This window comes from Aquicoccus porphyridii (assembly GCF_008369105.1).
GTDB lineage: Bacteria > Pseudomonadota > Alphaproteobacteria > Rhodobacterales > Rhodobacteraceae > Aquicoccus > Aquicoccus porphyridii.
The window spans coordinates 23,593-47,957 of the sequence record NZ_VINQ01000019.1; the positions used below are offsets into that span (position 1 = coordinate 23,593).

Below are 24,365 nucleotides of genomic sequence, written 5' to 3' on the forward strand. Positions count from 1 at the left end.
GGGATCGTCCACAACAGGCCTCGCTGTTCCGTTCCGGCACGTGATGTGGCCGGGCGGTGCTGAACCCCTCTGGTTTGGCAGCGCAGAAATCATTTCGCACCTGCAGAAAAAATAGGCGAAACAGACCGGACACGTCTAAAACCGCGGCGTGCGCGGTTTCAGGGCCGCATTCCGCCCGTCCTTTCTTTGCCCCACCCGTGACCGCGATGTTTGCTGATGCTCGTCGTTAAGGGCGAGACGCGACCGGTCGAAAGGTCGCCAAGCCCATCACAACGACATCGCAAAGAAGGGCCCGGCCGCACCACCGCGGCAAAAGCCCCGCGAGAAACGGCGCAATGCCTCATGTTGCCGCTGTGGCAGCACTGACACGGGAGATGAAAGAACGATGACACGCAAAACCCTGCTGGCCGGTCTGGCCATGACAACAACGCTGTTTACTGCACCTGCATTCGCCCAGGAGTGCCCGGTCAAGGTGGGCGTGCTGCACTCGTTGTCCGGCAGCATGGCCATTTCCGAAACCACGCTGAAGGACGTGATGCTGATGCTCGTCGACGAGCAGAACACGAAAGGCGGCGTTCTTGGCTGCGAGATCGAGGCCGTCGTGGTCGATCCGGCTTCGGACTGGCCGCTCTTTGCCGAAAAGGCACGCGAATTGCTGACAGTGAACGAGGTTGACGTGATCTTCGGCTCATGGACCAGTGTCAGCCGGAAATCGGCCCTTCCAGTGCTTGAGGAACTGAACGGCCTGATGTTCTACCCGGTGCAGTACGAGGGCGAGGAATCGTCGCGCAACGTCTTTTATACCGGCGCCGCACCCAACCAGCAGGCGATCCCGGCGGTGGATTATTTCCTCGAGGAACTGGGCGTCGAAAGCTTTGCACTTCTGGGAACCGACTATGTCTATCCCCGCACCACAAACAACATCCTGGATTCCTACCTGAAATCCAAGGGCATCGCCGACAAGGACATCTTCGTCAACTACACCCCCTTCGGCCATTCCGACTGGGCGACCATCGTGTCGGACGTGGTCGCGCTCGGCGCCTCGGGCAAGCAGGTCGGCGTGATCTCGACCATCAACGGCGACGCCAATGTGGGCTTTTACAAGGAACTGGCCGCACAGGGCGTCGATGCGGCGGATATTCCCGTGGTCGCCTTCTCCGTCGGGGAAGAGGAACTCTCGGGCCTCGATACCGCGCCGCTGGTGGGTCACCTGGCCGCGTGGAATTACTTCCAATCCGCCGACACGCCGGAAAACGAAGCCTTCATCGCCGCATGGCATGATTTCATCGGCGATACCAATCGCGTGACCAACGACCCGATGGAGGCGCATTACATCGGCTTCAACATGTGGGTGAACGCGGTTGAGGCGGCAGGCACCACCGATGTGGACGCGGTGCGCGCGGCGATGTGGGGACAGGAATTTCCCAACCTGACCGGCGGCATGGCGGTGATGAACGCCAACCACCACCTGTCCAAGCCGGTGCTGATCGGCGAGATCCGCGATGACGGTCAATTTGATATCATCAGCCAGACCACAGAGGTTCCCGGCGACGCCTGGACCGACCATCTGCCCGAAAGCGCCCCGCTCAAGAGCGACTGGAAGGATCTGGGCTGCGGCATGTTCAACACTGAGACCGATACCTGCGTGCAGATGACCTCGAATTACTGAGACCACGCGGTCTGCGCGGGTCACACCGCGCAGACCCTTATTATGTTTTCATCGAATTGGTCCGGACTGAACATGCGTTTCACCGCCCTCTTTGCCCGTGCTCTGCTGATCCTTGTGACCTTCATCGGCCTGTCCCTGGCACGTGCCGAGATGGCCACGGCGCAGGATAGCTTGCAGCCGATCCTGCAAGGCCATGCCGCCGATCTGGCCAAACCCTCGCGCCAGACGATTGGCCCGGTGATCGCCGAACTGTTGGCAACGGATCATCCCGGCATCGCCGACTTCCTGCGCAAATGGGAGGCGCGCGAGGTCTATCAGCGCCCGACCGACGGGCTTTTCTTCTACGCCGAGGAAACGACCGACGCCCTGCGCCTGATCGACATCGACAGCGGCGAAACGGTGGCCGAGGTGGGTAGCCGCGACGTTGACCAGATCCGCCCCAATGCCGGTGTGCGACGCGAAGTTGCCGCGGCCCTCGTGCCTTACGAGTTGAACGCGCCCGACCCCGCCCGCCGTCTGGCCGCGCTCACGGCTATTGCACGAAGCTCCGACGCCAGCCAGATCGCCCCCCTTGCCCAGAGCATCGAAACCGAACCCGACGCCGATCTCAGAACGCGCAAGGAACGAATGCTCGCCCTGCTCACCGCCCAGTTCGGCGAAACCAAGGCCGCACGGCTCGACGCCATCTCCGCCCTGTCGGGCGACATCAGCATCGAGGCGCGCAGCGTCCTCAACCAGCTTGCGGCGCGACGCGACGGGGTGGCGCAAACCTTGCCCGAAGATATCAACATCGCCCGGGTTCTGGAGCTGGGCACGGATATCACCGAAGCCGCGGCCTACGATCGGCTGGTCGCCGAAAACCTCGCCCCGCCACCCCAGACCGCCAAGGATCTGCGCGATGTGCTGGCCCAGCATATCGTCGGCGGCACCGTCGGGGGCGTTCCGCTACATCTGCTTAACACGACCGAGGTCCGCGCCCGCGCCTACGAGGCACTGGAGGCCGCGGGCACCGTCCCGCCCCGCGCCGCGCCGGACGAGGTGGCAAACGCGGTCGCCGCGCATGTCTTTTACCAGGAATACCTGCAACCCGATCCCGACATCACCCAAGCCGCCGAAGCTGCGCTCGACACCACCAGGATCGCGCTCGGCCTCTACCAGACCGCCGATCTGGTGCTTGACGGATTGTCGCTCGCGTCGATCTTTTTCCTCGCCGCCATTGGCCTTGCCATCACCTTTGGCGTCATGGGCGTCATCAACATGGCACATGGCGAGTTCATCATGATGGGCGCCTATACCGGCTACGTGGTGCAGCTTTTCATCCCCGACTACACCCTCAGCCTGCTGATTGCCCTTCCGCTGGCCTTTGCCGTCACCTTCGGCGCGGGCGTCGCGATGGAGCGGCTGGTGATCCGCCACCTTTACACCCGCCCGCTGGAAACCCTGCTGGCCACCTTCGGCATTTCCATCGCCCTGCAACAACTGGCCAAGAACATCTTTGGCACACAGGCCCGTCCGCTCACCGCGCCCGACTGGCTGGGCGGCGCAATCACACTCAACGACATCGTCGGCATCTCGACCATCCGGGTGGCGATCTTCGTACTGGCGCTGATCTTTCTGGCGCTGCTGCTCTACATCCTGAAACGCACCCGGCTGGGGCTCGAGGTGCGCGCCGTGACGCAGAACCCCGGCATGGCCGCCTCGATGGGCATCAACCCCGACCGCATCAACATGCTGACCTTCGGGCTGGGATCGGGCATCGCCGGTATCGCCGGGGTGGCCATCGGGCTTTATGCGCAGGTGACCTCGGAAATGGGCGCCAACTACATCGTGCAAAGCTTCATGACCGTGGTGGTCGGCGGCGTCGGCAATGTCTGGGGCACGCTGGCGGGGGCCTCGCTCATCGGCTTCCTGCAAAAGGGGATCGAATGGTTCAACCCGTCGAACACGCTCGCCGCACAGACCTACATGGTCCTCTTCGTCATCCTGTTCATCCAGTTCCGGCCCAAGGGCATCGTCGCCCTCAAGGGCCGCGCCGCAGGGGATTAACGCATGACTCGTCCCGATATCACCCCCCGCAAGGGGTTCCTTGCCGAGAACCCGTCGGTTTCGTGGTTCCTCGGCTGTCTCGGCCTGTTCACGCTGGGGGTCACGGTCCTGTCCCAGGGGTTCGGCCCCGCACTGCTCTCGACCTCGATGGTCAAGATCCTCGGAATGACGCTGTGCCTGTGCCTCATCGCCGTGGCGATGGACGTGGTCTGGGGCTATTGCGGTATCCTGAGCCTTGGGCATTTCGCGTTTTTCGGCATCGGCGGCTATGCCATCGGCATGTGGCTGATGTATGCGCGCACCGAGGGGATCGTGGTCGAATCCCTTGCCAACGCCCCCATCCCGCCCACGCAGGCCGAGACCCGCGACGCCATCGCGACACAGATTTTCGGCGTCGTGGGCAGCAACGAACTGCCGGCTCTCTGGGCCTTCGCTCATAGCCTGCCACTGCAACTCGTGATGGTGGCGCTGGTGCCGGGCCTGCTGGCACTCGTCTTCGGCTGGCTGGCGTTTCGCAGCCGCGTCACCGGGGTTTACCTGTCGATCCTGACACAGGCGATGACGCTGGCCCTGTCGCTTTACCTTTTCCAGAACGACACCGGCCTGCGCGGCAACAACGGGCTCTCGGGATTGCAGAACATCCCCGGCCTCTTGCACCTGCCGCAATCGACCATCGCGCTATGGTTCTTCTGGGCCTCCGCGCTCGCGCTCGGGCTGGGCTATCTCCTGTTCGCGTGGCTGGTGTCGGGCAAGTTCGGCTCGGTCATCCGCGCCATCCGCGACAACGAGGCCCGGGTGCGTTTCCTGGGCTATCACGTGGAAAGCTACAAGCTTCTGGTCTTCACCCTCACCGCCATCGTCTCCGGCCTCGCGGGCGCGCTTTACTACCCGCAGGCGGGCATCATCAACCCGGCGGAAATCGCGCCCATCGCCTCCATCTACCTCGCCGTCTGGGTCGCCATCGGCGGGCGCGGGCGGCTTTACGGCGCGGTGATCGGCGCGGCCGTGGTCAGCCTTGCGTCAAGCTGGTTCACCGGCGGCGGCGCGCCCGATGTCAATCTCGGCTTCTACACGATCAACTGGACCGATTGGTGGCTGGTGCTTTTGGGCCTCGGCTTCGTCGCCGTCACCTTGTTTTTCCCGCGCGGGATCAGCGGGCTCTTTGACATGCTGGTGAGGAAACCATGACCACCCTGCTCGAAGTCTCCGGCGTCTCCGTCACATTCGACGGGTTCCGCGCGATCAACAACCTCTCGATCCAGATCGGCGAACCGGAGCTGCGCGCCGTGATCGGCCCCAATGGCGCGGGCAAGACCACCTTCATGGACATCGTCACCGGCAAGACAAGGCCTGACGAGGGCCGGGTGATCTGGGGCGAGAAATCCGTCTCGCTCCTCGGGATGAGCGAAAGCGCGATCGCCCGCGCGGGCATCGGCCGCAAATTCCAGAAACCCACGGTCTTCGAAGAACAAACCGTGCGCGAAAATCTCGCCATGGCGCTCAGGAACAAGCGCGGACCGTTCGATGTGCTGTTCCACAAGAGATCCCGCAAAGGCGCCGCGCGCATCGCCGAACTGGCCGAGGAAATCGGCCTGCGCGACCACCTGCCCCGCCGCGCAGGCGCGTTGAGCCACGGACAGAAACAATGGTTGGAAATCGGCATGCTGCTGGCCCAGGACCCGCGCCTTCTCCTGGTCGATGAACCCGCCGCCGGGATGACACCCGCCGAGCGCGAACACACCACCGACATCCTCAAACGCGCGGCCAAGACCCACGCCGTCATGGTCATCGAACACGACATGGAATTCATCCGCCGCCTCGGCTGCAAGGTGACCGTGCTGCACGAAGGCGCGGTTCTGGCCGAAGGCAGCCTCGACCATGTCACGCAGAACAAGGAGGTGATAGATGTCTACCTCGGGCGTTGACCCATGCTGAGCGTCGAGAACCTGACCCTGCATTACGGGGCTTCACAAATTCTCCATGGCATCAACCTTGCCGCGCGACCCGGTGCCGTGACCGCCGTTATGGGCACCAATGGCGTGGGCAAGACCAGCCTCCTCAAGGCCATCGCCGGGCGCCATCCCTACTCGGGCGGGCGCATCACGCTGGACGGCAACGAACTGGATCATCTCAACGCCGCACAGGCCGCGCAAAGCGGCATCGCCTATGTGCCGCAGGGGCGCGAGATATTCCCGCTTCTGACGGTGACCGAGAACCTGCAAACCGGCTTTGCCTGCCTGCCGAGATCCGAACATTTCATACCCGAGCGCATCCATGACCTGTTCCCGGTGCTCGCAAAGATGAAAGGCCGGCGCGGCGGCGATCTCTCCGGCGGGCAGCAACAGCAGCTTGCGATCGCCCGCGCCCTGATCGCCCGCCCCCGCGTGCTCTTGCTGGACGAGCCGACCGAGGGCATCCAGCCCAATATCATCAAGCAGATCGGCGAGGTGATCGGGCTTTTGCGCGACGAGGGCGAGATCGCCATCGTGCTGGTCGAGCAGTTTTTCGATTTCGCCTATGACCTTGCGGATGACCTCGTGGTGCTGAACCGGGGCGAGGTGCGGCTTTCGGAACCTGCGGCAACGGTCGAGCGTGAACGGCTCTTGCGCGAAGTGTCCATTTGACAGGCGCTCTGCCTTAAGTTTGGGCAAAAGCCTGCGGGTCATGCGGCGCAATTCGCCCCGCACCGGCCTGCGTCTGGCGCTTCGGGGCAATGACGCTAGCCTCGGGCCAACAGTGACAAGAGATCCCCGATGACCGCCTGCCCCGCCCCACCCCTCACGCATGAGCGCAGCAATGGTGCCGCGCATGTCACGCTCTTGCCGGGGCCAAACGGCGGTCGGCTCGACCGGCTGCATCAGAAGGGGTCGGCCAAGGCATTCCTGCATCCCGCTGAATCAGGGCCGGAAATCGTCCTGCTCAACACCTCGGGCGGGCTGACCGGCGGCGACCGGCTCTCGTGTCGCATCGACCTTGCCCCGGGCTGTCGCGCCACCGGCACCACCCAAACCGCCGAACGCGCCTATCGCAGCACCACCGGCGCGGCCAGCGTTACGGTGCATCACACGGTCGGCACGGGCGGGCATCTCGACTGGCTGCCGCAGGAAACGATCCTGTTCGAGGGCAGCCACCTTGTGCGCGACACCACCATCGACCTCGCGGCGGACGCCGCGTGCCTCATGCTCGAATCGGTGGTCCTGGGACGCGCCGCCATGGGCGAGACGGTGACGCGCGTCACCCTCCGCGACACCCGCCGCATCACCCGCGCAGGCAGGCCCGTGCTGGTCGAGCCGCTGCATCTGTCCACCGATGCCCTCACCGCCGGTCCTGCAATCCTCAACGGCGCGCGCGCCTTCGCCACGCTCGCGCTGGTGGCGCAAGGCGCCGAGGACGCGGTGACCCGTGCCCGCGCCGAGCTGACCGAGCCGGGCGTGACCGGCGGCGCGTCGGGCTTTGACGGCAAGCTGGTGATCCGCCTGATGGCCGCCGACGGCTGGCCGCTCAGACGACAGATCATGCGCCTCGTGCGGGCCCTGCGCCCCGGCCCGCTGCCCCGCGTCTGGCAATTCTAGGAGACCCGCGATGAACCTCACCCCCCGCGAAAAGGACAAGCTCCTGATCTCCCTCGCAGCGATGGTGGCACGCGGGCGCCTTGCGCGCGGCGTCAGGCTCAACCACCCCGAGGCGGTGGCGCTGATCACCGATTTCGTGGTCGAGGGTGCGCGCGACGGGCGCAGCGTCGCCGACCTGATGGAGGCCGGCGCCCATGTCATCACCGCCGACCAATGCATGGAAGGCATCCCGCAGATGATCCATTCCGTGCAGGTCGAGGCCACCTTTCCCGACGGGACCAAGCTTGTCACCGTCCACGACCCCATCCGCTGAAAGGACCGTTTCCATGCGCTACCTGATCCCCGTTCTGTTCCTGCCCACGCTCGCGCAGGCCCATGCAGGCCCCCACCTGCACCCGCACGGGATCGACGCGATGTGGCTGATCGTCGTGGGCCTGCTGGCCCTGACGGGCGGCTATTTCATCGGTCGGGGCCGCAAATGATCCCCGGCGAACTCTTCCCCGCCAAGGGTGACATCACCCTGAACGCGGGCGTGCCCGTCACCGTTCTCGAGGTGTCCAACACCGGCGACCGCCCGGTGCAGGTGGGCAGCCATTACCACTTTGCCGAGGCCAATAGCGGCCTCACCTTCGACCGCGCCGCCGCCCGTGGCCAACGCCTCGACATCCCCGCAGGCACCGCCGTGCGCTTCGAGCCGGGCCAGGCCCGCGAGGTGCGGCTGGTGCCATACGGTGGTGCGCGGCGGGTGTTCGGCTTCAACGGGCAAGTGATGGGAGATCTCTGACCATGCCCACGCAAATCCCCCGCCCCGCCTATGCCGGCATGTATGGCCCCACCACCGGCGACCGCCTGCGACTGGCCGACACCGATCTCGTCATCGAGGTCGAACGCGACCTGACCAGCTATGGCGAAGAGGTGAAATTCGGCGGCGGCAAGGTGATCCGCGACGGCATGGGCCAATCCCAGGCCACCCGCGCCGAAGGGGCCATGGACACCGTCATCACCAACGCGCTCATCGTCGATCATAGCGGCATCTACAAGGCCGATATCGGCCTGCGCGACGGGTGCATCGCGGCCATCGGCAAGGCGGGCAACCCCGACACGCAATCCGGTGTCGATATCGTCATCGGCCCGGGCACCGAGATTATCGCGGGCGAGGGCAAGATCCTGACCGCCGGGGGCTTTGACGCGCATATCCATTTCATCTGCCCGCAACAGATCGACGACGCGCTGCATTCCGGCATCACCACCATGCTGGGCGGCGGCACAGGCCCGGCGCATGGCACGCTGGCCACCACCTGCACGCCGGGCGCGTTTCACATCGGACGGATGCTGCAATCTCTCGACGCCTTTCCGATGAATTTCGGCCTTGCAGGCAAGGGCAACGCCAGCCTGCCCGGCGCCCTGATCGAACAGGTCCATGCCGGCGCCTGCGCGCTCAAGCTGCACGAGGATTGGGGCACCACCCCGGCTGCCATCGACAATTGCCTCTCGGTCGCCGACGACATGGACGTGCAGGTGATGATCCACACCGACACGCTCAATGAGTCGGGCTTTGTCGAGAACACGCTTGCCGCCTTCAAGGGCCGCACCATCCACGCCTATCACACCGAGGGCGCGGGCGGCGGCCACGCCCCCGACATCATGAAGGTGGTGGGCGCGCAGAACGTGCTGCCCTCTTCGACCAACCCGACCATGCCCTATACCGTCAACACGATCGAGGAACATCTCGACATGCTGATGGTCTGTCACCACCTCGACAAGGCGATCCCCGAAGATGTCGCCTTCGCCGAAAGCCGCATCCGCCGCGAAACCATCGCCGCCGAGGATATCCTGCACGACATGGGCGCGTTTTCCGTCATCTCGTCGGACAGCCAGGCCATGGGCCGCGTCGGCGAGGTCATCATCCGCACATGGCAAACCGCCGACAAGATGCGCAAGCAGCGCGGGCGGCTGAGCGAAGAGACCGGCGACAACGACAACACCCGCGTCAAACGCTATATCGCCAAATACACCATCAACCCCGCCATCGCCCACGGCATGAGCACCCATATCGGCAGCATAAGCCCCGGCAAACGCGCCGACCTGGTGCTCTGGGACCCGGCCTTTTTCGGCGCCAAGCCCGAGATGGTGCTGATGGGCGGCTCCATCGTGCTGGCACAGATGGGTGATCCCAACGGCTCGATCCCCGCGCAACCGGTGCATTCGCGCCCCATGTTCGCGGCCTTCGGGCGGTCGCTCGAACGTTCCTCGGTCCTGTTCGTGAGTGCCGCGGCACAGGCCGACGGGATCGGCGCGACGCTGGGATTGGCCAAGGACACGGCGGCCGTGGCGCAAACCCGCACCGTCGGCAAGCGCGACATGATCCACAACGACCTGACCCCCGAGATCGCGGTCGACCCCGAAACCTACGAGGTGCGCGCCAATGGCGAGTTGCTGACCTGCGAACCGGCCAGCGACCTGCCGCTGGCGCAACGTTATTTCCTGTTCTGAGGTGCCTTCATGACCGACCTGCCCATCGCCCGTGACCTGCTGACCCACGCCCCCGACACCATCGCCGATACCGTCGTGCTCGACTATGACGCGCGGCTGATGCGGCGCAAACGGCTGGTCGGGCGTGGCGGGCTGGCCTTTCTCGTCGATCTGGCCGAAGTCACCAACCTTGACGATCACTGGGGCTTCGCGCTCGACGATGGCCGCGCCGTGGGGGTCGAACCCGCACCCGAGAACCTGATCGAGGTGCGCGGCGACCTGCCCCGCCTCGCCTGGCATATCGGCAACCGCCACACGCCCTGCCAGATCGGGACCGATCACCTGGCGATCCGGCATGATCACGTGATCGAGGCCATGCTGGCGCATCTCGGCGCCACCCTCACCCCCGTCACCGGCCCGTTCCGCCCCGAAGGCGGCGCCTATGGCAAGGGGCGCACAATGGGGCACGATCATGGGGGCCACGATCACGATGGCCACGATCACGGTCACACCCATCACACCCATGCCTGATGCTGACCCCTGCGCATCTCACGCTCGTCCAATGGCTGTCCCCCGCCTTTCCGACCGGGGCCTTCGCCTATTCCCACGGGCTGGAACACGAGATCGCAACCGGCGCGGTCCGTGACGCCAACAGCCTTGAACAATGGCTCACGAACATCCTGCGCTTTGGCGCGGGCTGGCAGGATGCGGTGCTTCTGGCCCACGCGCTGACGGGCGATTGCGAGGTGCTGGACGATCTGGCCCGCGCGCTGCAACCCTGCGCGGAGCGGTTGCAGGAAGGGCTGGAACAAGGCAGCGCGCTGGCCCGCACCGTCGCCGCGATCACCGGCCGCCCCCTGCCGCCCCGCATGCTCCCGATCGCGCTTGGCGAAGCGGCAAGCGCCCTTGACCTTCCCGCAAAAGATGTGATCGCGCTTTATCTGCAAGGCTTTGCCGGAAACCTCGTCACCATCGCGATCCGTCACGTGCCACTTGGCCAGACCGAGGGGCAGGCCGTCCTTCACCACCTCGCCCCCCTGATCCACACGCTCGCCAACGATGCCGCCACGGCACCGCTCAACACGCTTGGCACCTGCGCGCTGGCCGGTGATCTCGCCGCGCTGCGCCACGCAACACAAGAAGTGAGGATATTTCGCACATGACCAGCACAACAATGAACGGTCCCCTCCGGGTGGGCATCGGCGGCCCGGTGGGCGCGGGCAAGACCACGCTGACCGAAGGGCTGGCCCGGGCGCTGGCGTCGCGCTGCTCGATGGCGGTGATCACCAACGACATCTACACCCGCGAAGACGCGGAGCACCTGATGCGCGCACAGGTGTTGCCCGGCGACCGCATTCGTGGCGTCGAAACCGGCGGCTGCCCACATACCGCCATCCGCGAGGATGCCTCGATCAACCTCGCTGCCGTGGCCGAGTTGAACACCGCGTTCCCCGATCTCGACCTCATCCTGATCGAATCCGGCGGCGACAACCTCGCCGCGACCTTCAGCCCCGAACTGGCCGACCTCACGATCTACGTCATCGACACCGCCGCCGGTCAGGACATCCCGCGCAAACGTGGCCCCGGCCTGACCCGGTCGGACCTCCTCGTGGTCAACAAGACCGACCTCGCGCCCCATGTGGGTGTCGATCTGGCACAGCTTGACTCCGACACCGCCCAGGCGCGTGGCGCGCGCCCCTACGTGCTGACCCGGTTGCGGGACGGCACAGGTCTGGATCGGATCATCCGCTTTCTCGAAACCGATGGCGGGCTGTCTCTCTCTGCCTCCCGCACGGCTTCGGACCTGCCCGACGATGAATCCACACCTGTCGCCTATCGCGCTTGATCGAACTCACGCCCCCGACGCAGCGGGCGCGGCAGGGCCTGCCGATCAAAGGCCACCGACTTGATCAGCGCAACGACCGGCTGCCCCTGTGCAAGCCCCATCTCCTGCACCGCGGCGCGGGTAATGCGCGCGCGCAGGTGCTGACCGCCAATATCAAGCAGCACCTCGGCAAAGGCCGACCCCGCCTCGGGTTCAAGCGCCAGCACCCTTGCCTCCAGCATGTTGCGAATGCTCAACCCCTCGGGCCGGGTCCGGGCAAGCGAAACATCCCGCGCCCGCACCCGCAGGCGCACCACGCCCCCATCCGCGCCCAGGATCTGTGGCACTTCGAGCGTCCTGCCCCCCAGGTCAACCCGCGTGAGGTGCATCTCGGCATCGGTCGCGGCAATGCGCCCTTCAAGCACGACCCCCGCCTCGAACCGGCCCTGAATCTCGCCAAGGTCGAGCCGCTCAAGCGTTTCGGCCACGCCCCCCGTGGCCACGATCCGCCCGGCCGCAAGGGCAACGATCCGGTCGCAAAGCTGGGTCACCTCCTCGATCGCATGGGTCACATAGATCACCGGCAGGCCAAACGCCTGCGGCAACCGCGCGATATAGGGCATGATCCCGGCCTTGCGCCTCGTGTCGAGCGCCGCCAACGGCTCGTCCATCAGCAAGAGCCGCGGTCGCGCCAGCAACGCGCGCCCGATCGCCACCCGCTGCCGCTCCCCACCCGAAAGCTGCCCGGCGCGGCGATCGAACAGGGGCGCAAGATCGAGACCCGACACCACATCGTCAAAGGAATAGCGCACAGCGGCCCGGCCCGCGCGTTTCTGTGCATAATCGAGATTGCCCCGCACCGTCAGATGCGGAAAAAGCCGCGTGTCCTGAAACACGTACCCCACCCCGCGCCGATGCGGCGCAAGACCGCGACGCCCCTCCATCCAGACCTCGCCGCCAAGGGCAACCCGGCCCGTCGCCGCGCGTTCAAACCCCGCGATGGAGCGCAAAAGCGTGGACTTGCCACAGCCCGAGGGCCCGAAAAGCGCCGTGATCCCCTCGCCCGCGAAATCATGCGCGACATCGAGTTCAAACGCGGGATAACGGACCCGGATATCGACGTTCAGATGGTCCATCATCTATCCCACATGCACCGGAAAGCGGCGGTTGAAACTGTAAACCGCCAGAAGCACGGCAAAGGAAAACACCAGCAGGATCGCCGCAAGCATATGCGCCGCGTCGTAATTGATCGTCTCGACCTGCTCGTAAATCTGGATCGAAACCACCTTGGTGCGACCCGGAATGTTGCCCCCCACCATCAGCACCACGCCGAATTCACCAATCGTATGCGCGAATGTCAGCACCGTCGCGGTAAGATACCCGCGCAGCGCCATCGGCGTGGCCACCGTGAGAAAGGCATCGAACGGTGACGCCCGCAAGCTGGCCGCCGCTTCGAGAGGGGCGCGGCCCACGACCTCGAACGCACCCTGCAGGGGCTGCACCATGAAGGGCAGCGAATAAAGCATCGAGGCAAGGATAAGCCCCGAAAAGGAAAAGGTGAGCGTGCTGCCCGTCGCATCCAGCCACAGCCCACCCAGCAGGGCGTCCGGGCTGAGAAACACCAAGAGGTAAAACCCCAGAACCGTCGGCGGCAGAACCAGCGGCAAGGCGGTGATCGCCTCCACCACCGGTTTGACCCGCGACCGCGTATGCGCCAGCCACCACGCGATAGGCGTGCCGACAACAAGCAGGAAAAGCGTCGTGACCGCCGCCAGCCGGATCGTCAGCCAAAGCGGGCCAAGGTCGGGAAAGTCCATGTTATCCCCCCGCGCCGTAACCGAAACGCTCGATCACCCGGGCCGCCTGATCGCTGCGCAGAAAGGCGAGAAAGGCGCGCGCCGCATCGTTCCCCGCCCCGGGGTTGAGCAGCACGGCATCCTGCCGGATCGGCGTGAACAGCGCCTGCGGCACGTCCCAACGGCTGCCACCCGTCACCGCGCGCGGGCTTTTCACGGCCGAGAGCGCCACAAACCCCAGTTCGGCCGCGCCGGTCGCCACGAGTGAATGGGTCTGGCCGATATTCTGCCCCATTACGATCTTTGGTTGCAGCGCCGCCCAAAGCCCCATGCTCTCAAGCGCCTCGCGCGCCGCCACGCCATAGGGCGCAAGATCGGGGTTGGCGATGGCAACAAAGCGCAGGTCGGGATCGCGCAGCACCGCCTGCCCGTCGGTGCCGATCCGCGCCGCATCGCCGCTCCATAACGTGAGACGACCGATCGCATAGGTGAAATCGCTTCCCGCGACGGCCTTGCCCTCGTCCAGCAGCCGCGCGGGCGTTGCCGCATCGGCCGACAAGAGCAGGTCAAACGGCGCGCCCGCCCCGATCTGGGCATAAAGCTTGCCGGTCGATCCGGTGGTCAACACCAGGTCATGACCCGTGGCCTCGCGAAACAGCGGCACCAGCGCCTCGGCGGTCTCCGCGAAATTCGCGGCCACCGCGGCCAGCGCAGTCTCGGCCCGCGCCGCGAGCGGCCCAAACCCCAGGGCTAGCAGGAAAAACACACCGCCAAGGAAACGGCGCATCGGAAAGGGGGGCATCGCGTATCTCCATGCGATATGTTCCCAGAAACAGATCGCATGGAGCCTCCACCCGGTCAAGCCTTGCCACAAGCCCCGACACAGACCGGATTTCCGGGACGTCCCCGGCGTTCCATATCTCACCCTTGCGGCGATGGCGGCGACGGGAGGGGCAAGTCGGGCGAGAAGAAGGTGTGACAGGCCCGCCCCCGCCATTTCGAGGCATAAAGCGCGGTATCCGCATCCGCCATGATCCGCGCGGCGACGGGGCGTTCATAGTCGCTCGACAGGGCGGTGCCGCAACTGGCCGAGACCCGGCAGACATGGCCGTCAAAGCGGATCGGCTTTTCCAGCTCGCCGATGATCCTGCCCGCGACGCGGTCGAGCGCGGCGCGGTCGGTCAATCCCTCGAACAGGATCACGAACTCGTCGCCCCCGGTCCGCGCCACCGTATCCTTGCCGCGGCGGGTCGCGTCGATCATGATCCGGGCGACCTCCTGCAACACGTGATCCCCCGCCGCGTGGCCCAGCCGGTCATTCACCGCCTTGAAGAAATCCAGATCGACATGCATCACCGCAAAGGGCATCTGCGTCGCGATCACCCGGCCCAGCACATGATCCATCGCCCGCCGGTTCTTGAGCCCGGTCAGCGTGTCGGTAAAGGCCTGTTCCTCGGCGGCGATCCTGGCCCCCTGAAGACGCTGGTTGAGCAGGCGCGAAGCCTCCATCGCCGCCGATTTCGCCTCGACCAGGTAAAGCATCTCGATCGCCAGGTCGGTGGCCGCGAAATCGCCACTGGTCAGGCGATAGTCGCGCACCGCGTCAAGGATCGAGATCCCGAACGAAAGGTTCACGATCGCACCCTGCCCGCCCGGCAGCGGCATCAGAACCCCCTTGAGCCCGGTCGCGGGCGGATCGCGGAACCGCAGGTGCAGCTTGACCCCGGACGCGGCCATCAAATCGGCCATCGACATCACCGCCCGCGGGCGGCGCAGATCGAACCGGTCGAGAAACCGCCCCCCCGCCAGCGGCGCACCGGGTCGCAGTTTCCGCAAGGTCGGACCGGCATGGATGATATACCCGCGCGCATCCAGCAGCACATGCATCGGGCACAACCGGTCAAGGATGCCCCGCCATGCGGCCATGTCCGGCCCGGCGCACCCCTGTGCCGCGCCGCCCGTCATCCCGCCCGCGCCCCCAGGTCGAAATCGCGCCCCTCGGCAAAGCCCGTCTCGATCAGGGTGATGTCGATCATCTCCCGCCCGTCCTCAGTGTCCTGATGATCGAGCAGCACAAGCGCGCCGTAATCGTCGGCAAGGGTGCGCAAGGCCCCCATCATCACATGCCCGAACCCGTCCAGGGACCAGCGCAGGGTCAGGCTGAACCGATCCGGGGCGCGTTCGTGCAATTCGAGTTCGGGCAGGTCGAGATTCGGCACCGCCAGCCGCGCCCGGTCGGGCAGATCGTCCAGCGAATGCAGGAATTCCACGAAATCGACCCCGCCAAAACGCAACAGGCGACGCACCGCCTCGGCGTTGGGATGACTGACCAGGTAGGTGCCGATATCCTCCAGCACCTCGTCACCGGGTTTTTCAAGATCGCCGCAAACCGCGTTCAGGATGCGCGGCGTAAGCGCCACGTCATAGACCAGCATGGCTTCGAAATCGGTGAACCCCAACCCGGCGGCACAGGCCATCCGCGCCCACCGCTCCGGCCCGTAGGTATCGGTCACGAATCCCTGGATCGCCCTGTTGATCATCCCATGCATACGGCACCCGGCAACTTGTTATCGGCCCCAAGTCTGCCCCGCCCGCCTTAACAAAGGCTCAATGATCTCAATTGTCGGGAATTAATTCCACGTCCCCGATCCGAAGCGCATTCACCCCCGCCGGAACGACCTCGAACCGCCCGTCCAGCGCCGCACCGATGAGTGCCTCCGCGCTGCCGGTCAATGGCGTGCCCGGATCGACGCGACCGCTCATGTCATGGGCCCCTCCCATCCGCGACAGCGCACCGTCGCGCAAGACGATGCCCTGCACCTGCAAACGATCCCCCCCCATATGCAACAGGATAAAACCGTGTTCCTCTTCGACCCCCGGGCGAAACGGCCCGGTGACGGCCACGCATCCCGGTCGCCCGTCGCCCAGCACCATGGCGCAGGCCCGCTCCCACTCGCTCAGAAGAAAACCCGGCACCCGGTCCAGCGCCTCGACCGGAACGCTCCGCGCGCCCGGCATGCGCACAAGCACCGCGCTCACCGCTTCGGCCATCGCATCTGTGCCGGTCTCGCCTGTGGCCTGCTCGAACCCATAGCGCGAGCGCGTCGTCCTCGCACGTTCCACGGCCCGCGCCAGGGTGGCATCGCCCGCCGTTTCGGCGCGTGCCTCCACCTTGTCCAGTGCCGCCTGCCCGGCGTGGCCCCACCGTTGCGCCAACTCCCAAAGCGCCATCTCCTGCGGTTCGTGCGCCCCGCTCTCGATCCGCGCCAACTGGCTCTGCGCGCTGATCCGTGTCGCGTCGATCACCGGCGTGAGCCACAGCCCCGCAACCGCCACCACGGCCATCGCCATCCACCGGTTGGCCGTGCGGATGCGCACCATCCAGCCCGCCCCGCGCAACACCGCCCCCGCATAGGCCAGCCCGTAGGCCAGCAGGAACACCGCCGCCAACCCGGCCAGCAAACGATCCGGGGTCCAGCCATACTGATCGACCCGCCGCCACACCGCATAGACCGCCAGCCCCGCCAGGACCGGCAGCATCAGCGCCATCAGCCGCCCGGCATCGCGCACCACCCCGCTTTGCGCCGCGCTGGCATCGTCACGATCGGTCGCCGTGGAAATCAGCGTGACCGCCGCCAGCGCCACCCCCATCAGCGTCGCCGCCGGGGAAAGCCCGCCGAAAAGACCGCCCAGCCCCCGAAACGGGATCGCCGCCAGAAACAGCGCCACCACCGGCAACAGGGCCGGCAACAGCAGCCGCAACAACCGATGAATGACAAAGGGCGACACATAGGCGCGCATCTCGTGCACCACCTGGATCGCCAGCCCCAGCAACAGCCCGCTCAGGACATAGGGCACCGGGTCGAGGTCGATGAAATCGTCGATGATGGTGATCCCCACCAGTTGCAGCAACTGGTCCGACAGCATCAGCACCGCCCAGAACACCCCGGTGAAAAATATCGCCGCGATAAAGCGCACCACGATCATCCACGCCGCGTCAAAAAGCAGTGGATACCGCCGCCAGCCGCCCGGCTCGGTGCAACCGGCGGCGGCGAAAGGCGTGGCAAGGAACAGGATCGCGCCCAGCGCCACCGCCCCGTGACCATATTGCATGAGGTCAGGGGCCACGGGATAGCGCAACGACGCCAGCCAGATCAGCCCTGCGGCGGGCACCGCGACGCTCAACGCGCCCAGCGCGGCCCGCCCGATCCGCTCGGGCCCACCCAGTGCCAGCACCACGCCGAACCCGCCCAGGATCAGCGTGGCCAGCACCAGCAACAGCCGCCGATCGTCCAGCGCATCGGGCAGGACATCGACGAAAAGCCACAGCGCCAGCCCCGCCGCCGCGCCGATCGCGGCCATTTCCGCCCGGTTGCGCGTGATCGCGCCATCGCCTGCCTGTGCCATGTCCCGCCTCCTCGATTCCACGCCAGATTAGAGCGTTTCAGGTTTACACGAAAACATCCGGATCGAAACGCGCGTTCGACCGAAGGGAGAGGCAGCGCGTTTCGATTCCGTTGAAACCTGAAACGCTTTAACCCCATTCACACATCGGGACAGCCCCGAAATCCGGCGACCGCTCCAGATCCGCCCGATCCGCATCAATCGGCCCGCACATCCGCGCGCGCCTCGTCTCGCGCGGGCGACGGCATGATCTCTTCGCGGCCCTCGCGCGACTGCTCGATCCGGTCGAGATGCAGCCAGATCCGCCAGACATGGTAATTGACCCGATACAACCAGCGCGCCGCATCCATCTGCGCCAGCGCCGCACCGGGGGTGTCCGCACCCTGCCCCGCCTGCGCCAGAAGCGCATCGCGCAGTCGCCGCTCGCGGGCCTGAACGATCGCCTGCCAGCGACCGAACCACTCCGCCTGCCCGGCCCCGTCGCCCGACAGCCCCCGGATCAGCCCGGTCCGCGTGATCCGCGCCAACCGTGCCAGCCGTGGCGCCCGGTGCAGCGTTGCAACGCGCTCCTCCTGCGCGATGCGATAGGCCAGCCGCGTGAGATGATCGAGGATGTGCAGGATCTCGGCATAGCGCGCACGCACCGGCCTGCTCAACCCCGCACTGTCGATCTTCCCGACGAACCCGCGCGTCTCCTCCAGCGCGCGCATCGCCTGCCGCAGTCGCGTATTGTCGCCCTGTGCCGGTCCCGACGGCGACAGCCGCGCGATGAGCAGGCCCTGCATGTGCCGCGCAATATCGCTCACCGTCGCCCCGGCCGCATCCACCGCCGCCCCCGGCTGCACCAGAAGCCGCGCATCGAGCCGCGCCGTCAACGCCTCGCGCCGCTCGCGCAGCAGGGTCCGCACCAGCGCCATGAAGGGGCCCAGCGCAATGAGGATCACCCCCACACCCACGACATTGAAAACGGTGTGAAAGATCACCAGTGACAGCCGCGCCGCATCGCGCCCGCCCTCGGCGATCCACGTCTCGGCCAAGGGCGCGAACGGGATCAACAGCACGAAGGCCAGACCGCCGGTCAAGAGGTTGAACAACAGGTGCGCCAGCCCCGTCTGCCGCGCCGCCACCGTGCCGCCCAGCGTCGCCAGAAGCGCGGTAAATGTGGTGCCGATATTCATCCCGATCACCATCACCGCCGCCTGCCCGAACCCGATCGCCCCGGCATCGAGCGCCACCAGCGCCGTCGCCACCCCCGCCGACGAGGATTGCGTCACCACCGTCACCACCGCCCCGATCAGGACAAGCTGCGCCCGGCCCAGCGCGGTGTCACCGGGGAACCGCTCGGGCGTGATCACCTCGCTCAGCCCCGCCATCCCCGCCTGCAACAGCCCGAGACCCAGGAACAACAGCGCGAACCCCGCCAGCGCCCCGCCGACATGCCGACCGCGCACCCCGCCGAGCAGCCGGATCAACCCGCCCGCGAATACCAGTGGCAGGGCCAGCGCGCCAAGATCCACCCGGAACCCCAGAAGCGCGACCAGCCACCCGGTAAAGGTCGTGCCGATATTGGCGCCGAACACCACGCCCAGACCCTGCGCGAAGGTCAAAAGCCCCGCCCCGACGAAGCCGATCACCATCACCGTCACCGCCGAAGAACTTTGCAGCGCCGCCGTCACCACCGCGCCCGCCGCCACCCCGCGCAACGGCGTGCGCGTGAACCGCCGCAAAAGCCGCCTGAGCGATTGACCGGCCAGCCCCTGCAACCCCTCGGTGAGCATCGTCATGCCCAGCAAGAACAGGCCAACACCGCCCAATGCCGTCAGAATCCCGCCCGTGTCGCCCATGCCCGACTGTCTCCGTTCAAGGCGGTTCTATGACACGGCGCGGGGTTTGACCACGATCACGCCGCCGCAGGACGGATCACGCCCCGCCCGTATCTTCACCCGTGTCTTCATCTGACCTGAAATACCTCGGGGGAAGGCGGCAAAACGCGCAGCGTTTTGCGCCGTGGGGGCAGAGCCCCCAGCCGACCCCCGATCCCGGCACCGCGCCCGCGATGCGGCACAGGTTCAGAAATCCGTCGGCGCGCCACCCTCGGCCTTGCGCCGGGCCACGAAATCGGCCAGCTCCTCGCGGATGCCCTCGTCCATCGCCGGTGGCTCGAAACTCTCGACGATGCGCTTGTATAGGTGATGCGCGCGCTCGGGCGTCCAGACCGCACCGGCCACGTCCCATGCCTCGTAATTGCGCCAATCGCTCAGGAACGGCTGGTAAAAGGCGGTGGTATAGCGGTCCTGGGTGTGTTGCAGGCCAAAGAAATGCCCCTGCTTGCCGACCTCGGCCACCGCGTCAAAGGCCAGATCCCCGGGCGTGGTCGCCCAGATCGCGGGCTCCATGTAGCGCTGCAACTGCTGCAAGATCTCGCAATCCATCACGAATTTCTCGGGCGATGCGATCAACCCGCCCTCAAGCCACCCGGCGGCGTGATAGACCATGTTGGAACCCGACTGGATCGCGGCCCACAGGCTGTGCTCGGTCTCCCACACCGCCTGACCGTCGGGCACGTTGGCGGCGCACACCCCCGACGAGCGCATCGGCAGCTTGTAGAACCGCGCCATCTGGCCGGTCATCTGCGTCGCGCGCATGTATTCCGGCGTGCCAAAAGCCGGCGCGCCGCTCTTCATGTCCACGTTCGAGGTGAAGGTGCCGATCGCACAGGGCGCCCCGGGCCGGATCACCTGCGCCAGCGCCACCGCGATCAGGCTCTCGGCAAGGCTCAGCGCCACCGCGCCCGCCATCGTCACCGGCGCCATCGCACCCGCGAGCGTAAAGGGCGTCACGACCAGCCCCTGCCCCGCCCGCGCCATCCGCATCCAGCCATCGAGCATCGGCTGATCGTGTTTCAAGGGCGAGGTCGAGTTGATGTTGGTATAGAATTTCGGGCTGGCCTCGAACTCCTCGTGGCTGTGCCCGCCCGCGATGCGCACCATCTCGATCGCGTCCTCGACCCGCTCCTTTCCAAGGCTATAGGTATGCACCACCTTGTCGGTCAGCGTGAGCTTGTCATAAAGCACGTCGAGATGCCGGATACCGGCATGGATATCCTGCGGCTCGACCGGGTAGCCGCCGCAGAAATGGATACAGTTGAAATACTGGCTGAGCTTGATCAGGTCGGCACACATCGCCCGCGTGCCGGTCATCTTGCGCCCGGTCTCCATCGTCCAATAGCTCGGCGGCGACGAGACATTGCCGAACAGGATGTGACCCCGCCCCATGACCAGCTCATGCGCGGGGTTGCGCGGCGTCATGGTCCAGCTTTCGGGCGCCTTGCCGATCATCTCCATGATGAACTCGCGCCCCACGCGGGTGTTGGTGCCGTCGATCGTCGCTCCCTCGGCACGGAAGATTTCCAGCGCCTCTTCGTTGAGGATCTCGATCCCCACCTCTTCGAGAATGCGCATCGCGCCGTCATGAATGGCCGCGACCCCCTCTTCGCTCAAAGGTTCGGTCGGGCGGTCGGCATTGACCGGAAGCCGCCAGGGCATCTGCTCGATCACCGCCCCGCCGCGCCGCGCCGCATTGCCCGCGCGCCCGCCGCCGCGCCGTTTCGTTGCCGCTCTCGCCATGGCTTGCCTCCCTGATCGCTTCGCCCCGATCAAACTCCTTGCGCTTCGCGTCCGCCTGCTCATCTGCGACGGGTTCTGTCGGATTCAGAACAGGTGGCCCGACGTGACCGGCGCAGACCTTGCGCCGCGCGATGCGCGTCGCGGCGGGGGCCTCGCTTCGCTCGGCCCGGTCCGACCGGCATCGACCCGCGCCTGACGAAACGTCGGAATGACATCACGCGGGGTGAATTCGAGTATTTTTCCCAAGAAAGAGCAGCCGCCCGTGACAGGGCGCGCGGTGCATTGATCAATTTTCCCTTAACGAATGCCGCGCTGCGGCGGTGCACGGGCAGCAGCCGGACGACAGCCGGGCCGTGCCGTTGCGCAAATCCCGGTTTCAGCGCGTGTTAACCCGCCGGGACGTTGCGCGCATGCAGCCCGATCAGCCCCGGGATATGCCCGATATCGGGCAAAACCACCTCGGCCAGCGCCTCGAGATCGCCATGCCCCGCCATGCCGGTCAGCACCCCGATCCGGCGCATCCCCGCCGCTTTCCCGGCAATCAGGTCATGGGTGCTGTCGCCCACCATCGCCACCCGTTCCGGGGCGAGTCCGGTGTGATCGAGAAACGCCAGAAGCTGCCCCGGCGCGGGCTTGCCGCCATGGCCGCTGTCACAGCCCGCGATAAAGTCGAACATGTCCACCACCCCCGCCGCCGCCAGATGCGCGCGCGCCGGGGCCTCGGCGTCATTGGTGGCCACGCCAAGGCGCAGCCCGGCAGCGCGCAGCGCCCCGAGGCAGGCGCGCAGCGGCACCGCCTCGGCCTGCGGCGCGCGTTCGGCTTCCTCGTTCAGGATCGCCACGAGCCGGGCATGCGCCATCCCCGGCAGCCCCGGCAAAAGGGCGGCCGCCGCTTCGTCAGGGGTGCCCGCGATCACGATGCTGTCGGGTGCAAAGCATTGATTGGCATAGTCGAATCCGACCCGCGCACCAAGGTCAATGGCCCATGCGCGATCCCCCCCGGTCACCCGGTCGAGAAAGGCCATGGCCCAGGAATCCCAGGTGGCGGCGAAATCGAAAAGCGTGCCGTCCTTGTCGAAAACGATCCCCTCAAGCCGCATCTTGCCCCGTCCTCATTTACCGCTCTCGCCCCTATCCGCGCTCAGGTCCAATAGACGTCCTTGCCACCGGGCAGCGCCGCCCGCGCCAGCATCGGCTTGTCGTAACGAAGCCCCGCCGTATCGCAGAACCCGACGACCCAGGCATCGTCCATCAACAGGAAATCGAGGATCGAAGCAAGGAAATCGGCATCCTTCGCGCGCACCCGCAGCTCGTCGGCCGCGGTCCCGGTCGAGCCGAGAAACACCGGCAACAGATCGTCGCTCCCCGCGATCCAGGCCAACGCCTGAAGCGCGATGGTTTCGGCGGAATCCTGCGACATCGACATTTTTAATGGCCTCGGAAAGGATTTCTTAACCACTCTGGGCAAATGATCGGAGCGATACAAGGGTCAAGTTCGAAAGGCGCCCCCCGTGCCCGGCAAGGTGCTCATCATCGACGACATCGCCACCAACCGCATCACGTTCAAGGTGCGGCTCGCGGCGGCCTGCTACCAGGTGGCACAGGCGGCCACGGCGGCCGAGGGGTTGACCCTCGCGCGACAGATGCCGCCCGATCTCATCCTGTGCCCGGCCAACCTGCCCGACATGGATGCCGCCGGGCTGGCCCGCGCGTTGCGGGCCGATCCGCTGCTGGAGGACATCCCGCTGATCGTGGTGACGGCCGATCACGACCCTGCAACCCGGCTGGCCATGCTCGAAGCCGGGGCCGATGACATCCTGCTCAAACCGCTCTCCGACGATCTTTTCCTCGCCCGCCTGCGCAGCCTGCTGCGCCACCGCCACAACCACGAGGAAAAGCAGTTGCGCGATGGCGCAGGGCAGGTGCTGGGCCTGGCGGAAACGCCCGCCGGTTTCGACGCACCCGGCAGGGTGCTGCTGGTGGCCGACACCGCCGATACCGCGCTGAAATGGAAATCCCTTCTGGCCCGGTCCATGCCCGATCGGCTGACCACCGTCGGCATTGCCGACGCGATGCGCCATATCGGGCGCACCGACGTGCCCGATGCGATCGGCATGGTCCTGCCCGCCGAGGCACCCGAGACCGGGCTCCGGCTGCTGACCGAACTGACCGCCCATCCTGCGACCCGCGACGCCGGGGTGATCGTGGCGCTTGTGGCCCCGCGCGCGCGGCTGGCCGCCGAAGCCCTCGACCGGGGTGCGGCCGAAGTGCTGGGCAACGGCGCGCTCAGCCGCGAGATGGCGCTGCGCCTGCGCCGACAGATCCTGCGCAAACGCCGGATCGAAACGCTGCGCCGCTCGATGCGCGCAGGGCTGCGCGCGGCCGTGATCGACCCGCTGACCGGGCTTCACAACCGGCGCTATGCCATGCCCCGGCTTGCCCGGATGGTCGAAGAGGCCGCCAGGATCGGCAGGGATTGCGCCGTCATGGTCGTCGATATCGACCATTTCAAAATGGTAAACGATACGTTCGGTCATGCCGCGGGCGATGCGATCCTGTCGCGCATCGGCCATATCCTGCGCGAAGCCATGGGGCAGGACGCGCTTGCCGCGCGGCTTGGCGGCGAGGAATTCCTGATCGCCATGCCCGACACCGGGCCGGAGATCGCGCATATGGCGGCACAAAAGCTGTGCCGGCTGATCGCGGGCACGCTGTTTCGTATCCCCGGGCAGCCACGCCCGGTCCGCATCACCGTCAGTATCGGCGTCGCCCTGGCTTCCGATCCCGCGCCGCGCGACCCCGCGAAGCCGCAAGGCGACCCGGTCAGCCCTGCCGCAATGCTCGCGCGCGCCGACCGCGCGCTCTACGGCGCCAAGGCACATGGCCGCAACCGCGTCACGTTCTGCAAACGGCGTCCAGCCGCCTGACAGGACGCAAATCTCACAGTCGCCCCGG

Annotated in this window: 24 protein-coding genes; 14 read left to right on the top strand and 10 right to left on the bottom strand. The window is 66.3% G+C overall.

Translation table 11 applies throughout. The features are described 5' to 3' along the window. Positions 1–385 precede the first annotated feature (385 nt). The 13 genes from urtA to ureG all read left to right on the top strand — a co-directional run bounded on the left by urtA (position 386) and on the right by ureG (position 11,605). The gene (gene urtA / locus FLO80_RS18415; protein WP_111365873.1) at positions 386–1,669 is read left to right on the top strand and encodes an urea ABC transporter substrate-binding protein; all 1,284 of its coding nucleotides are present in this window, start codon (positions 386–388) and stop codon (positions 1,667–1,669) included. 72 nt (positions 1,670–1,741) lie between these two features. After that, entirely contained in the window at positions 1,742–3,715 is a 1,974-nt protein-coding gene (urtB, locus tag FLO80_RS18420; protein WP_111366409.1) for an urea ABC transporter permease subunit UrtB, read from the top strand. A 3-nt stretch (positions 3,716–3,718) separates the two neighbouring features. Then, positions 3,719–4,903, top strand: a complete 1,185-nt coding sequence (gene urtC, locus FLO80_RS18425; protein ID WP_111365871.1) for an urea ABC transporter permease subunit UrtC — start codon at positions 3,719–3,721, stop codon at positions 4,901–4,903. Continuing rightward, positions 4,900–5,640 (top strand): urea ABC transporter ATP-binding protein UrtD, encoded by a 741-nt coding sequence (gene urtD, locus FLO80_RS18430; RefSeq protein ID WP_111365868.1) that lies wholly within the window; start codon positions 4,900–4,902, stop codon positions 5,638–5,640. Before urtC ends, urtD begins: the two co-directional genes overlap by 4 nt. A 3-nt stretch (positions 5,641–5,643) precedes the next feature. Next, positions 5,644–6,339 carry an urea ABC transporter ATP-binding subunit UrtE gene (gene urtE, locus FLO80_RS18435; protein ID WP_111365865.1) on the top strand — a complete coding sequence of 232 codons (696 nt, stop codon included), beginning with the start codon at positions 5,644–5,646 and terminating at the stop codon, positions 6,337–6,339. Between the two features lie 129 nt (positions 6,340–6,468). Beyond that, the gene (locus FLO80_RS18440) at positions 6,469–7,287 is read left to right on the top strand and encodes an urease accessory protein UreD (RefSeq protein WP_111365863.1); all 819 of its coding nucleotides are present in this window, start codon (positions 6,469–6,471) and stop codon (positions 7,285–7,287) included. A gap of 10 nt (positions 7,288–7,297) precedes the next feature. Next, a complete protein-coding gene (locus FLO80_RS18445; RefSeq protein WP_111365861.1) occupies positions 7,298–7,600 on the top strand; it encodes an urease subunit gamma in 303 nt (100 codons plus the stop codon). 13 nt (positions 7,601–7,613) lie between these two features. Then, positions 7,614–7,769, top strand: coding sequence for a hypothetical protein (locus FLO80_RS22930; RefSeq protein WP_188078338.1), 156 nt, complete (start codon positions 7,614–7,616; stop codon positions 7,767–7,769). Then, a complete protein-coding gene (locus FLO80_RS18450; RefSeq protein ID WP_111365858.1) occupies positions 7,766–8,071 on the top strand; it encodes an urease subunit beta in 306 nt (101 codons plus the stop codon). Before FLO80_RS22930 ends, FLO80_RS18450 begins: the two co-directional genes overlap by 4 nt. A 2-nt stretch (positions 8,072–8,073) precedes the next feature. Then, on the top strand, positions 8,074–9,780 hold the full coding sequence (gene ureC, locus FLO80_RS18455; RefSeq protein ID WP_111365856.1) for an urease subunit alpha: 1,707 nt from the start codon (positions 8,074–8,076) through the stop codon (positions 9,778–9,780). Positions 9,781–9,789: 9 nt separating this feature from the next. After that, a complete protein-coding gene (locus FLO80_RS18460) occupies positions 9,790–10,290 on the top strand; it encodes an urease accessory protein UreE (RefSeq protein WP_111365854.1) in 501 nt (166 codons plus the stop codon). Continuing rightward, the gene (locus tag FLO80_RS18465; protein WP_111365851.1) at positions 10,290–10,922 is read left to right on the top strand and encodes an urease accessory protein UreF; all 633 of its coding nucleotides are present in this window, start codon (positions 10,290–10,292) and stop codon (positions 10,920–10,922) included. Before FLO80_RS18460 ends, FLO80_RS18465 begins: the two co-directional genes overlap by 1 nt. An 11-nt stretch (positions 10,923–10,933) precedes the next feature. After that, positions 10,934–11,605, top strand: coding sequence for an urease accessory protein UreG (gene ureG / locus FLO80_RS18470; protein WP_111366407.1), 672 nt, complete (start codon positions 10,934–10,936; stop codon positions 11,603–11,605). Here the strand turns inward: ureG and modC are convergent. From modC to FLO80_RS18520, 10 genes are all read right to left on the bottom strand, one after another. Beyond that, entirely contained in the window at positions 11,593–12,720 is a 1,128-nt protein-coding gene (modC, locus tag FLO80_RS18475) for a molybdenum ABC transporter ATP-binding protein (protein ID WP_246156728.1), read from the bottom strand. The genes ureG and modC overlap by 13 nt on opposite strands. A gap of 3 nt (positions 12,721–12,723) precedes the next feature. Then, the gene (modB, locus tag FLO80_RS18480) at positions 12,724–13,401 is read right to left on the bottom strand and encodes a molybdate ABC transporter permease subunit (protein ID WP_111365845.1); all 678 of its coding nucleotides are present in this window, start codon (positions 13,399–13,401) and stop codon (positions 12,724–12,726) included. A gap of 1 nt (position 13,402) precedes the next feature. Further along, positions 13,403–14,182, bottom strand: a complete 780-nt coding sequence (modA, locus tag FLO80_RS18485; protein ID WP_246156729.1) for a molybdate ABC transporter substrate-binding protein — start codon at positions 14,180–14,182, stop codon at positions 13,403–13,405. A gap of 119 nt (positions 14,183–14,301) precedes the next feature. Beyond that, positions 14,302–15,345 carry a GGDEF domain-containing protein gene (locus FLO80_RS18490; RefSeq protein WP_246156730.1) on the bottom strand — a complete coding sequence of 348 codons (1,044 nt, stop codon included), beginning with the start codon at positions 15,343–15,345 and terminating at the stop codon, positions 14,302–14,304. Beyond that, positions 15,342–15,929, bottom strand: a complete 588-nt coding sequence (locus FLO80_RS18495) for a heme NO-binding domain-containing protein (protein ID WP_111365842.1) — start codon at positions 15,927–15,929, stop codon at positions 15,342–15,344. The genes FLO80_RS18490 and FLO80_RS18495 overlap by 4 nt, the downstream gene beginning before the upstream one ends. A gap of 67 nt (positions 15,930–15,996) precedes the next feature. Next, on the bottom strand, positions 15,997–17,787 hold the full coding sequence (locus FLO80_RS18500; protein ID WP_111365840.1) for a DUF4153 domain-containing protein: 1,791 nt from the start codon (positions 17,785–17,787) through the stop codon (positions 15,997–15,999). A 194-nt stretch (positions 17,788–17,981) separates the two neighbouring features. Then, the gene (locus FLO80_RS18505) at positions 17,982–19,628 is read right to left on the bottom strand and encodes a Na/Pi cotransporter family protein (RefSeq protein ID WP_111365838.1); all 1,647 of its coding nucleotides are present in this window, start codon (positions 19,626–19,628) and stop codon (positions 17,982–17,984) included. A 225-nt stretch (positions 19,629–19,853) separates the two neighbouring features. Beyond that, the gene (locus FLO80_RS18510) at positions 19,854–21,410 is read right to left on the bottom strand and encodes a trimethylamine methyltransferase family protein (protein WP_111365836.1); all 1,557 of its coding nucleotides are present in this window, start codon (positions 21,408–21,410) and stop codon (positions 19,854–19,856) included. A gap of 386 nt (positions 21,411–21,796) precedes the next feature. Further along, a complete protein-coding gene (locus FLO80_RS18515) occupies positions 21,797–22,510 on the bottom strand; it encodes an HAD family hydrolase (protein ID WP_111365831.1) in 714 nt (237 codons plus the stop codon). A gap of 41 nt (positions 22,511–22,551) precedes the next feature. Continuing rightward, entirely contained in the window at positions 22,552–22,836 is a 285-nt protein-coding gene (locus tag FLO80_RS18520) for a DUF3572 domain-containing protein (protein ID WP_111365828.1), read from the bottom strand. 85 nt (positions 22,837–22,921) lie between these two features. Between FLO80_RS18520 and FLO80_RS18525 the strand changes: the two genes are divergently transcribed. After that, the gene (locus FLO80_RS18525; protein WP_111365826.1) at positions 22,922–24,337 is read left to right on the top strand and encodes a diguanylate cyclase; all 1,416 of its coding nucleotides are present in this window, start codon (positions 22,922–22,924) and stop codon (positions 24,335–24,337) included. Positions 24,338–24,365: the final 28 nt, after the last annotated feature.